At 68.7% G+C, this 11,171-nt stretch carries 10 protein-coding genes; 5 read left to right on the top strand and 5 right to left on the bottom strand.

Annotated elements, in window-relative coordinates; genetic code table 11:
- Positions 1-292: 292 nt before the first annotated feature.
- A complete protein-coding gene (locus J1C73_RS07655) occupies positions 293-1,189 on the bottom strand; it encodes a LysR family transcriptional regulator (RefSeq protein WP_207315671.1) in 897 nt (298 codons plus the stop codon).
- A gap of 193 nt (positions 1,190-1,382) precedes the next feature.
- Here J1C73_RS07655 and J1C73_RS07660 point away from each other — a divergent pair, with 193 nt between their 5' ends.
- Together J1C73_RS07660 and J1C73_RS07665 are read left to right on the top strand one after the other, a co-directional pair.
- Positions 1,383-2,261, top strand: coding sequence for a carbon-nitrogen hydrolase family protein (locus J1C73_RS07660; RefSeq protein WP_207315672.1), 879 nt, complete (start codon positions 1,383-1,385; stop codon positions 2,259-2,261).
- Positions 2,255-3,628, top strand: a complete 1,374-nt coding sequence (locus J1C73_RS07665) for an APC family permease (protein WP_242643853.1) — start codon at positions 2,255-2,257, stop codon at positions 3,626-3,628. Before J1C73_RS07660 ends, J1C73_RS07665 begins: the two co-directional genes overlap by 7 nt.
- Before the next feature lie 730 nt (positions 3,629-4,358).
- On the opposite strand, the gene J1C73_RS07670 is transcribed toward J1C73_RS07665, so the two are convergent.
- From J1C73_RS07670 to J1C73_RS07685, 4 genes are all read right to left on the bottom strand, one after another.
- Positions 4,359-5,294, bottom strand: a complete 936-nt coding sequence (locus J1C73_RS07670) for a TniB family NTP-binding protein (protein WP_207315673.1) — start codon at positions 5,292-5,294, stop codon at positions 4,359-4,361.
- On the bottom strand, positions 5,291-7,183 hold the full coding sequence (locus J1C73_RS07675; RefSeq protein ID WP_207315674.1) for a Mu transposase C-terminal domain-containing protein: 1,893 nt from the start codon (positions 7,181-7,183) through the stop codon (positions 5,291-5,293). The genes J1C73_RS07670 and J1C73_RS07675 overlap by 4 nt, the downstream gene beginning before the upstream one ends.
- Positions 7,180-7,650 (bottom strand): TnsA-like heteromeric transposase endonuclease subunit, encoded by a 471-nt coding sequence (locus J1C73_RS35910; RefSeq protein WP_372446661.1) that lies wholly within the window; start codon positions 7,648-7,650, stop codon positions 7,180-7,182. Before J1C73_RS35910 ends, J1C73_RS07675 begins: the two co-directional genes overlap by 4 nt.
- Positions 7,651-8,120: 470 nt before the next feature.
- Positions 8,121-8,705, bottom strand: coding sequence for a helix-turn-helix domain-containing protein (locus J1C73_RS07685; protein WP_207315675.1), 585 nt, complete (start codon positions 8,703-8,705; stop codon positions 8,121-8,123).
- Positions 8,706-8,824: 119 nt separating this feature from the next.
- On the opposite strand from J1C73_RS07685, the gene J1C73_RS07690 reads away from it, so the two are divergent.
- The 3 genes from J1C73_RS07690 to J1C73_RS07700 are packed head-to-tail and all read left to right on the top strand — an operon-like array spanning position 8,825 to position 11,093.
- On the top strand, positions 8,825-9,661 hold the full coding sequence (locus J1C73_RS07690; protein WP_207315676.1) for an EamA family transporter: 837 nt from the start codon (positions 8,825-8,827) through the stop codon (positions 9,659-9,661).
- 35 nt (positions 9,662-9,696) lie between these two features.
- Positions 9,697-10,344 carry an FMN-binding negative transcriptional regulator gene (locus tag J1C73_RS07695; protein WP_207315677.1) on the top strand — a complete coding sequence of 216 codons (648 nt, stop codon included), beginning with the start codon at positions 9,697-9,699 and terminating at the stop codon, positions 10,342-10,344.
- Between the two features lie 41 nt (positions 10,345-10,385).
- The gene (locus J1C73_RS07700) at positions 10,386-11,093 is read left to right on the top strand and encodes a B3/B4 domain-containing protein (RefSeq protein WP_207315678.1); all 708 of its coding nucleotides are present in this window, start codon (positions 10,386-10,388) and stop codon (positions 11,091-11,093) included.
- Positions 11,094-11,171: the final 78 nt, after the last annotated feature.

The following is an 11,171-nucleotide window of genomic DNA, read 5'->3' on the forward strand; positions in this document are numbered from 1 at the left end:
GGGACTTCAGCAGCCGGCTGAGGGCAGCGTCGTCAAGCTCCGGGACGATACGTGCCTGTCTGTGACGTCTTGAGAGAAATGCCATGCGCACCTCGTTGAGGACCTGGTCGTGCCCGCCTGCGTTCCCGAGGCCGTGGCTGCCGTTCTGCGCGCGGCCCGCGAGTAGCTGCGCCAGCCTCTCGGGCTGGCAACCGGTGCGGGATATCGCCGCATCGTGAGGTGCGCCGGGGCCGCCGTCCAATGCTTGCCCGATCTGGTCAGGCTGCCTGCCGGGCATACCTCCAGCTCTCCGTCACAGGCGGTCGGCGACCTGTGGCCCGTACCGCTCGACACAAAAGCGCGACAGCCCGGCCGCGAATGTCTCGATGCTGTGCAGCGCGTAGTGGCCGGAGTCCCATGCCGCGTGCAGGTGGATCTGCAGCGGGTCGCCTTCGCTGTCGAGGATCAGCAATGGGTGCAGGTCGAAGCGGGCGTCGTCGGAGACCACCGCGATGCCGTGGCCCGAAGCCGTCATGGCCTGTGCGACGTGCGGGGTGTCGCATTCGAGCACGATGTCGTACGAGGCGTCCGCCTCCTGCACGGCGTGGTCGAGGATGCGGCGCGTGCCGTGCGCCGGGGTGAGGACGATGAGGGGCTCCGCGGCGAGTTCCCCGATGGTGACGCGGTCCCGGTCCGCCCAGGCGTGGTCGGCACGGACGTAGGCCCACAGCGGCAGGCGGGCCACCGGGAGCCCGGCGAATCGGCGCCTCGGAGGTGACGAGGAGATGGCGACGTCGGCGCCCCTCGCAAGGGCCTGGTACGCACGTGCCGGACTCTCCGCCTGCACAGTGACGAGCGGATCCTCCGGCCCCCAGGTGGCCAGGAACGGCGCGATCACGTCGGTGATGGTGGTGGGCGGCGCCGCCACGGTGATCCGCATGGCACGACCGGCGGCCAGCGCACCGACCGCGGCCTCGGCGGCGTCCGCGCGGGCGACCAGGTCGCGGGCCAGGGGCAGGAAGCGCAGGCCGGCCGCCGTCAGGACCATCTGCTTGCCGCCGCGGTCGAAGAGCGTCATCCCCAAGGTGCCTTCCAGGCCGCGCAGTTGGCGCGACAGCGAGGGCTGGGCGACGCGGACCACCTCGGCGGCCCTGGTGACCGAACCGGTCTCCACGATGGTCAGGAAGTAGCGCAGCACTCGGAGTTCCATGGCGGGGGCCCCTCGGGAGATGGAGGAGGCATGACACCTTCATGCCTCAGAGGCATGGTAGCCACCCCTTTCAAGTATTTGAGGCTATGGCTGACTCGCCGCATTCTTGTCCCACCGGAATTTCGGGTGATCGGCGCCCGAATCTCCGTCGACTTCTCCTCGAACAGTTCCTTCGATTGGCTGGTGTTCCCGCATGGCCCGCCCCCTGCCCCTGATCCTCGCCCAGGCGCCCGGCCGCCCGGCCGACGACCTCGCGGGCTTTGCCGCCGACGTGGAGCGGCGCGTGAAACTGCGCGCGCCCGGCGCCCTCGTCGTCTACCCCGAACTGCACCTCGGCGAGAGCGCCCCCGGCGTCCCGGCCGCCCCACAGGAGGCCGCCGAGCCGCTCGACGGCAAACGCGATGCGGCCTTCGCCGAGCTCGCGGGGGATCTGGGTATCTGGCTGGTGCCCGGCACCGTCTACGAGCGAGGCACCGGCGACCGCGTCCACAACACGGCACCGGTCTATTCACCCCGGGGTGAGCGCCTCGCCGCCTACCGCAAGGTCTTCCCGTGGCGCCCGTACGAGACGACCACACCCGGCAACCGGTTCGAGGTCGTCGACCTCGCCGGGGTCGGCCGCATCGGACTGTCCATCTGCTACGACACCTGGTTCCCGGAGGTCTCCCGCCATCTGGCCTGGATGGGCGCCGAGCTGATCGTCAATGTGGTCCGCACGTCGACGAGCGACCGCGCTCAGGAAGTCGTCCTCAGCCGCGCCAACGCCATCACCAATCAGGTCTTCGTCGCCGGTGTCAACGCCGCCGCCCCCTCCGGGGTCGGCCGCAGCCTCGTCATCGATCCGCAGGGCACGGTGCGCGCCGAAACCGTCGACGCCGGCGACTCCACCCTGACCGACGTGATCGACCTCGACGAGGTCGGCAACGTCCGCCGCTACGGCACCGCCGGTCTCAACCGGGTCTGGGAGCAGTTCCGTCCCGGCGACCCGGCCCTTGAACTCCCGCTGTACGGGGGTCGCATCGACCCCGCCACCTGGAACCCCGCCCACTCCACCGAGGAGCCACGATGTTGAACAGCGAGACCACAGAGAGCACGATGAGACTGAAGGGCGACCTCAGCCTGCTGTCCGTCGTCCTGTTCGGCCTGGCCTACATCTCCCCGGGCATCGTCGTCACGATGTTCGGCGTGGTCGCCGCCACCAGCGGCGGCGCGGCCCCGACCGCGTTCGCCATCGCCACCGTCGCGATGCTGCTCACGGGGCTGAGTTACGCGAAGATGGCGCGCGCCGTGCCCGGTGCGGGGTCGGTCTACACGTACGCCCGCAGGATGCTCGACGGCCGCATCGGCTTCCTGTCCGGCTGGGCGATGCTGCTCGACTACTTCTTCATCCCGATGGTCGGCTGGCTGATCACGGCGATCTACTTCCACGCCCAGTTCCCCGAAGTGCCCAAGTGGGTCTGGCTGATCGTCTCGGTGGGTGTCACCACCGCCGTCAATGTCTTCGGCATGAAGCTCGCGGACCGCGTCAACAAGGTCCTGATGTTCATCGCCCTGGGATCGCTGGTCCTCTTCGCGACCCTGTGTGTCGTCTTCCTCGGCAAGCACGGCTCCTCCGCGCCGGCCACGGACGCCCTGTGGAACTCCGGCACGTCGATCAGCGCGGTCACGGCGGCCGCCGCCATCGCCGCGTACTCCTTCCTCGGCTTCGACGCCGTCTCCACGCTGGGGGAGGAGGCCAGGGGCGGGGCGAAGACGATCGGCCGCGGCATCATCGGCTGCGTCATCGCCGCCGGAGCGATCTTCATCGTGCTGTCCTTCGTGATGCAACTGGTCCACCCCGGCGCGAAGTTCGCCGACGTCGACGCGGCCGCCTACCACCTGAAGGTGCAGGTCGGAGGGAAGACCTACGCCGAGATCATCAACTTCGTCACCATCGCCGGATCCATCGCCTCCTGTATCGCCCTGCAAGCCTCCGCCGCCCGCCTCATGTACGTCATGGGACGCGACGGTGCACTGCCCAAGGCCGTCTTCGGCAACCTGTCGAAGAAGACCGGCACGCCCGTTTTCAACCTGCTGCTGACCGCGGCCGCAGGCGTCCTCGCCATGAAACTCGACCTGACCACAGCCACCTCATTCATCAACTTCGGCGCCTTCCTCGGCTTCACCCTGGTGAACGTCTGCGTGATCGCCCACCTGGTTCGCGAGCGCAGGCAGGGTCGCTCCCTCAACTTCTTCTCGTACCTGGTGATGCCGGCCGTCGGCGTTGCCGTCTCCCTCTACCTGCTCACGAAGCTCGGTCATGTGGCGCTCCAGATCGGCGGCGTCTGGCTGGCGATCGGCGTCGTCTACCTGGCCGTCCTGACCAAGGGCTTCCGCCGGCCCGCTCCGGAGATGACCTTCGACGACGACACCACGGCCACGGACCCAGTCACCGCGTAGGCTCGCCTGCCTCGCCCTGGGCTCGGCTGGCGGCTGCTTCCGGCTCGGGGCCAGAGGGTAGGCCACGGACGGGGTTGGACGTCAGCGGGAAGGCCGATCCGTTGGTCTACCGTTCGTCTGCTTGCGCAGTCCTCGTCCGAGGTCGCGCGTAACGGATGTAGTGGCGGATCGAGCCGTAAGTTATCGAGTACTCGTGGTGGTCCATGAGTTCTGCCCAGATCTGCCTTCCATTGAGACCTCTGCCGATCATGCTCTCGACCGTGTCGGCGAGTACGCCCGTGACGGGTTCGGTCAGCGGCCCCGTCTCTGATGTGGTCAGGCGTGGTGTCTCCAGGGCGAAGCGAACGTCCCAGGAGCGGAGGTTGTAGCGCTTGGCGAGCGTGCGGATTTGGGTGCCTTTGCGGGCGTCTAGGGCGATGCGTTGGGCCAGGTCCTGGTGCCAGGCGAAGGGATTTCTCCTCGGTAAGCGTCGGCGTGATCTGTTGATGCCGCCCAGGGAGTTGGCGTCGGCGAGGGCGCGTTCGAGTGCTTCGGGCGAGCGGCCGGCGGCGGTGGCGAGGTTTTAGCGGCCTGCCGAACCACTGCGGTGGGCCGCAGAGGTAGCAGTGCAGGAAGCTGGGCTGGAGATGGTTGGCGCGAGCCAGGCGCCGGATGTAAGAGTTGGCGGATTCCCCGAGGCAGGGGCGGAGTCGGACCGGCAGCGGCGCGTACCGGGGCGGCAGTTCGCTCTTCATCGGGACGTAGCGGTCTTCGTGGCCATCGACGCCGTGGTGTGGGCGGTGTGGTTGTGCAGGAAGCGGTCCAGGTCGGTGAGTGTGCCGGAACGGTGTTCGTGCAGCCGCAAGGTGTCTTCCATGGTGGCGACCAGGCCCTTCCATTCACTGTTGTAGGGGAAGGGCCGGGAGGGGATCAGGGTGAAGCGGCCAGCGATCTGGGCACCGCGTGTCCCGGACAGCAGCCCGGATTCGTCGATGTCGATGCCGGCAAAGACAAAGGTGGCGGGCAGGCGTTCAGAGAAGTACTTGAGGGTGTCGGCGACTTCGGCGCCGTGGCGGCTGGTGAGCGAGATGTTATGGAGTTCGTCGACCAGCACCAGAGCGGTGCGGGTGTCGGTGCAAACACCGACGACGGCCTCGATGATGTCCGTCATGTTCGAGCGGGCCCGCACCGGCAGGCCCAGGAAGCGTGCGAACTCGGTCGCGATCATGCGGGCGGTCGCGGCGGGCGGGACGGTGACATAGACGACCGGGATCCGGTCTGTGGCATGGGGGTGCCGGGCCCGGTCCAGGAGTTCATGGGAGCGCCCCAACTGCGTGATGGCGATGGTTTTTCCGGTTCCCGCCGGGCCGGAGACGATCAGCCCGCGACGGGCGCTGATCGCGTGCCGGTTCAGCAGCACCAGACGACGGCCGCAGATCGCCGTCCGCTCGATGAATGAGGTGGCGACGGTGAGCATCCGAGCGTGATGGTCAAGGCGGGACTCCTCATAGAGGTCCCGCTCGGGTGGGTTCATCTGCTGCCGAGCACTGCGCGACGCCAAGACGGGGGGAGCGGGTGGGCCGTCGATGAACTTGCCCCACCCCGTCAACGTGTTCAGCTGCCGGTCGGCCTCGACGTCGGTCTCCTGCAGCACGGTGCGGCGGGCCGCCGGTTTGGAGATGGTCACGTGCGCCTCCAAGGATCGGCCAGGGGGTCAAACAGGCCCAGTGGGATGACCTCCGCCAGCGCGGAGTCCGCCGTGTCCTCGTCCCTGGGCTCGCTCTCGGCCGGTGGATCAGGGATCTCCCGGCTCGGGGCGGTCGCTCGGGTGCGGGCTGCGACCCGGCGATCCTTCCTTGGCCGTTTGGCCGGAGGGCGCTCCTCGCCGACAGGGCCATTGTGGGCGCGCTTGAGCAGGTCCGCTGCCGCTTCCGCGATCTGGGTTTCGCTGCCGTTCGGATTCTGCTGGCGGGCGTGGTCCCAGGCCATTTCGCCGAACGGGACGCCGACACGGTGAAGGTGCCGCCAGAACACGGTGATCCACCGGTCCCTCTCACCTCGGCGGTCGCGTACCCAGATCCGCGAGATGTCGTAGGGGTCGTAGTGGACCTCCCACAAGCCCTTCCTCTCCGCGACCCCGGAGTGCTGACGGCGCAGCGGGTTCAACTCCGGGCCGTCGTAGGTGCGGTACTTGATCCGGATGCCGTAGGAGTTGATCGCGTGCCACCGCTCCGGCAGCAACTCGACGTAGTCCTCACCGCTCAACGGGGCCGGAACGTAACCGCACGACTCCAGCAGCATCGCGTACTTCTCGTTCGGCGAGAACGCCCGCTTCGGTGCGCTGGGATCGCGCAGCGCATCGTGTGGCCGGTTCTGCCAGATCGTGACGATCCACTCGTCCAGCAGGTCCTGCAGCTCGGGCAAGGACCACAGCGGTCCGTCCTCCACATGCCGGCCACGGCGCTCCACCGAGCGGCCGGTGTACCCCGCGACGAACTGCGCGAACAGCGTTGCCACCGATCCCAGCGTCTTCTCGATCACGCCCTTCTCGAAGGGCGACGCCTTGTGCGTCGGCTGCAGCGAGACGCCCAAGAAGCGGCAGGAGGCACGGAAGTTGTGCGAGATGAACACCTTGCCGTGATCGCAAACGACCGTCTCCGGCACGATCACCGGCCGCGCCGCCGCCTGCTCCAACCGCTTGTCCAGGGCCAGTAGCCGCCGGTGCGGCAGGACCGACCGGGACATCCGCAGCGCCTGCGGCCAGCCCGGCCGCATCGCCTCCGGTGTGATGCTGCGGGCCAGGAGGGCGGAGGCGTCGGCCGCCTTCGTCGTCGGACGCAGCACTGCCGCCGTGATCGACCTAGACGCGATGTCGACCAGCGCCGTCAACTCGACCTTCTCCGCGATGCCGTCATCCAGCCGTACCAAAACGTCCAACGGAGTGGAGTCGATCTGCATCAGCTCGCCCGGCGCAATAGCGGGGACTTCCCCAAACGGGCCGGCCGGACGGGCCAGCAACGAGCGCCGTGTCCTCGCCGAACCGGTCGCGTGCGTGCCGACCGCCAACTTGTCGAACAGCCGATAAAGCGTGCGCTCCGTGGGCAATGCGATGCCGTCGGCGTCGTCGCGGGACGCCAGGATCTCCTTCGTCCGCCAGATGGTGAACCGAACCGTCCTCGAGGAGGCATCGGTCGTCTCGGCGATCGCCTGCCTCATTGCCTCGACCACCAACGGGGAAATCTGGCCGAAGTCCGGCAGCTTCTTGGCCGACCGCCCGTCCGCCAGCCCGACCAGCCCGTCGCGCTGATAACGCTGGCGCCGCTGCTTGATTCCACTGGCCGTCATCCGATGGCCCGCTGCCGTCAGCTCGGCGGCCTTGGCCCGCTCCCGCTCAGCCAGGCAACGTTGCCGAGGGTCGAACTCCGGTCGCGGCACTGCCCCGTGGGGAGCATCCGGCGGCAATCCGTGGAGCACCTCCACGACGTGTGTTTCCCACCAACGGGCCTGTTCAGCAGCCCTCTTAGGGAACTCCGCGATCCGCGCCGTCGGCGGGACCCGACGCTCCTCGCTCGTCATCCGGCACTCCCGCCAGCCCGACGCACGACCGTACGCGGCCCGAGCAGTTCGATGTCCATCTGCTGGGCCGACACCTCGTACTTCCACAAGAGGTGGAACAACACGGGCAACGTCGCGAGCCGGTCGCCGGCTGCATCAGCCCCGGCCATCAGCGGCCCCGGCTGCGAGAAGACCTCCAACAGCCGAGCTGCGACCGGCTCCCGTCGGCAGCGGGGGTGCCGGTAGCGCGACAGCCACCGGACATTCGCCAGGAGCACTGGCTCCGGCGTCCCCACCCGCTCGAATCTCCACCCAACTTCCGCGCAGGCCCGGCGCGTCAGGTCGAACGCTTCGGCGTCCCGCGGAGCGATCCAGTCGTCGGCGCGGACATCGACGACCGCCGCCGAGCCATCGACCCGGCGCACGAAGAAGTCCGGGGCATGCCGACGCTCACGTTCCCCGTCGTGCCAGTGCAGCCAGAACGGCATGGGACGCCATGCCCACCACCGCAGGATCGAAGTCCATGAGCACCAGCCGGTCCCGCTCCAACCACGACTCGAAACCGACGTGCTGTCCTGTCGTCGCCGCCCAGTACCACCCGGGGAAATGGCGCCCACCCCACGACCACCGAAACGGCCGGACCGGCACCGCGTCTTCGAACCTGACCGTCGCGCAGTCCAGCAACGGACGACGCCGCTTAGTCCCGCGCTTGTCGTCCACTCGACACGACACCTCGACGTACGGGGCAGTGCTCTCCACCCCTGTCGATACCGACATTCGACACCCCCAACGTGCTCACCCCTCCGACTAGATTCACTGCCAGAAAGGCCGAAACGACTGAGTTCGCTGTCAAACACCTCGATTGGATGCCAAAGGTGTCCTTTGATATCCAATCAAGGCGATTGACAACGAACCCAGTCGTCCAGGGCGAGCGGAGTGAGTGCCATCCGCGGACGGATCAGACTGCGGATGCGGGCCCAGGCGGCAGATGGACGGTCATGATCAGATGACAGGTCTCGTCACCCTCCCCGCGATAGGTGTGGGTGACATCGCCTTCGAACGTGGCGGTCTGTCCGGCTTCGACGGGGTGCTCCGCGCCGTCGACGACCAGGACCATGCGCCCTGCAATGACGCTGACAGTCTCGACGACACCGGTCTGGTGGGGGTGGCTGGGGTACTCGTCGCCCGGCTCGAGACGCCAGCGCCACACCTCGACCGGAGCGGGGCCCGAGGTCGTCAGCATGAGCCGGGCCTCGCTGCCGCGTTCGCCCGCCCACAGCGGCATCACGCCGCTGGCCGACACCACGCGGACGCGCCCTTCGGCCGGACCTTCCATCAGGGCGGAGACCGAGACGCCCAGCGTGTCGGCCAGCCGGACCAGGGTCGCGAAGTTCGGATTTCCCTGCGCCTTCTCCAGCCCGACCAGAGCCCCCTTGCTGACCTTGGCCCGGCGGCCGAGTTCGTCCAGGGACAGGCCGGCGCGTGTGCGAGCTGAGCGGACGTTGTGCGCGAGCGTGCGCAGGGCCGCCTCTGTCTCGGTCACCTGATCACCATCCCCATCGGTCGGTCAGTGGAATGTGCCACTCGGTCGTTCGGTTGACAGAGTGCGGTCGTTCCGTTGTACGGTTTAGTCGTTCCACTGTAACCGTAAGGGATCGTCTCGTGATAGCTCTACTGCTGGCCCTGGGCAGCTCACTGACCTACGGATGCGCCGACTTCCTCGGCGGTCTGGGCGCCCGCAAGGCCCACGTGCTCCGCACTGTAATGGTCGCCGCGCCGGCCAGCCTGGTGGTCGAGCTGCTGTTGTGGCCCGTACTCGGCGCTTCGTTCAGCCCCGCCGCGCTCGGCTGGGGCGCCGCCTCCGGCGTGGCCTCGGCCGCCGCGTTCGCCCTGCTCTACCGCACCCTGGCGATCGGTCCGATGAACGTGCTCTCGCCCGTCACCGCCCTCGTCTCGGCCATGCTGCCGGTCGGCGTGGGCCTGCTCCAGGGCGAGCACCTGGGCACCGCCGGCCTGATCGGGCTTCCGCTCGCTCTGGCCGCGGTGGTGATGGTCAGCGCAGGCCACGGCGCCGGATCAGGCCGCCCGTCGCGTACCGCTCTGCTGCTGGCCCTCGGGGCCGGCGCCGCCATCGCCCTCCAGTTGATCTTCCTGCACCAGGCCCCGTCCGACAGCGGCGTGGCACCCCTGATCATCGGGAGGGCGGTCTCCTCCGCCGTCACCCTGGCTGCGGCCGGACTGTTGTACCGCAGGCTCGGGACGGAGAAGCCCGCGTACGCGATCTCGGCCGCAGCCGGCGCGCTGGACTCGGTGGCGAACCTGCTGTTCCTGCTCGCCGCCCGCAGCGGGGACCTCGCCGTCGTCGCTGTGATCACCGCCCTCTACCCGGCCGGCACCGTCCTGCTCGCCCGCAGCGTCCTCGCCGAACGCATCCACCGCGGACAGCTCGCCGGCCTGGGCGTCGCCGCCGTCGCCGTCAGCCTCCTCGCCCTCACCTGAGACCTCCGACACCGCCGCCCTGCAAGGAGACCAGCATGTTCATCCAGCCCTGGGACGCCGGCCTGGACGAAGCCGAATGGCAGACCTGGATCGCAGAAGGCCACGACTTCGGCCTCCTCGGCGTCAACGGCCTGCCCGGCCAGGCGCCCGTCGCCGTCCCCACCCACTTCACCAGCGAAACCGGCCACCTCCTGCTCCACCTCGCCCGCCCCAACCCGGTTTGGACGGCGATCGACAACGACCCGAACGTCCTGTTCACCGTCTTCGGCGACTACGCCTTCATCCCCGGTCCCTGGCGCGCAAAGCCGGACACCCCACCCGCCGACGGCGTCCCCACCAGCTACTACACGGCCGTCCAGTTCACCTGCCACGCCAGGATTGTCGACGACCCCGAGGGCAAGGCCGAGCTGCTGCGCCGCCAGATGGCCCACTTCCAGACCGACGGCGACCACGCCCCCATCTCCGCCGGCCAGCCCCCGTACGGCCGGATGCTGCCCGGCATCCGCGGCCTGCGCCTGGAGGTCACCGACGTACGGGCGAAGTTCAAGTACGACGACCACAAGCCCGTCGAGCACCGCGCCGCCGTCGCTGACCACCTCACCGAACGCGGCCAGGGCCTCGACGCTCCCACCGCACACCAGCAGCGCCGACGCCTGAACCGCATCGGTCCCTGGAAGCCCTGACCACCCGCCCCACACGCACGAAGGAACGGAGAACACTTCCCATGGCCGACTTCCGCATCGCCCCCGCCGTCGCGGACGCCTTCCCCGACACCCTCATCGCCGTGGTCACCGCCACCGGCCTGCGAGGCCATGAGCCCTGGCCCGACACCGCCGCCGCCCTGGAGACGCTGGAGCAGGAACTCTCCGAGGGGGCCTGGCAGCCCGCAGACGAGACCGACCCGCGCATCGAGGCATGGCACACCGCCTACCGCTCCTTCGGTACCAATCCGCGTCGCATCCGCCCGAGCGTCGACGCCCTGGGGCGTCGCATGGCCAAGAAGGGGACGCTGCCGCGGATCAACCCGGCCGTCGACTCCTACAACGCCGTATCCGTCCGCCACGGCCTGCCCGCCGGCGCCTTCGACCTCGACCACCTCACCGGCGATGTCAACATCCGATACGCGAACGGAACCGAGACCTTCACCCCGCTCGGCGAACCCGACACCATCGAGAACCCCAAGCCCGGCGAGATCATCTATGACGACACCACCGGCGTCCTGACCCGCCACTGGAACCACCGCGACGCCCACCGCACCCGCGTCACCGAGGACTCCGCCCGTGTCGTCTTCGTCCTCGAAACCCTCCACGCCACCCGCGACGGCCACCTGCTCAAGTTCGCCGCCGAGGAACTGCACGGCCTGCTGATGCTCCACGCCGATCAGACGCGCGTGCACTACCTCAGCTCGGAACAACCGGAAGTCACAGTGTGAGCTCGTTGCCCACGGCATCAGCCCTCCGACTAGGTCCACTGTCAGAGAAGCCGAAACGACTGGGTTCGCTGTCAAACG

The organism is Streptomyces laculatispora (assembly GCF_017353455.1).
Classification (GTDB): domain Bacteria; phylum Actinomycetota; class Actinomycetes; order Streptomycetales; family Streptomycetaceae; genus Streptomyces; species Streptomyces laculatispora.

Bases quoted from the DNA above. Each gene is read 5' to 3' on its own strand.
- J1C73_RS07660 (WP_207315672.1), top strand. From the start codon at position 1,383: ATGGCCCGCCCCCTGCCCCTGATCCTCGCCCAGGCGCCCGGCCGCCCG.
- J1C73_RS07665 (WP_242643853.1), top strand. From the start codon at position 2,255: ATGTTGAACAGCGAGACCACAGAGAGCACGATGAGACTGAAGGGCGAC.
- J1C73_RS07695 (WP_207315677.1), top strand. From the start codon at position 9,697: ATGTTCATCCAGCCCTGGGACGCCGGCCTGGACGAAGCCGAATGGCAG.
- J1C73_RS07655 (WP_207315671.1), bottom strand. From the start codon at position 1,189: ATGGAACTCCGAGTGCTGCGCTACTTCCTGACCATCGTGGAGACCGGT.
- J1C73_RS07675 (WP_207315674.1), bottom strand. From the start codon at position 7,183: ATGACGAGCGAGGAGCGTCGGGTCCCGCCGACGGCGCGGATCGCGGAG.
- J1C73_RS35910 (WP_372446661.1), bottom strand. From the start codon at position 7,650: ATGCCGTTCTGGCTGCACTGGCACGACGGGGAACGTGAGCGTCGGCAT.
- J1C73_RS07700 (WP_207315678.1), top strand. From the start codon at position 10,386: ATGGCCGACTTCCGCATCGCCCCCGCCGTCGCGGACGCCTTCCCCGAC.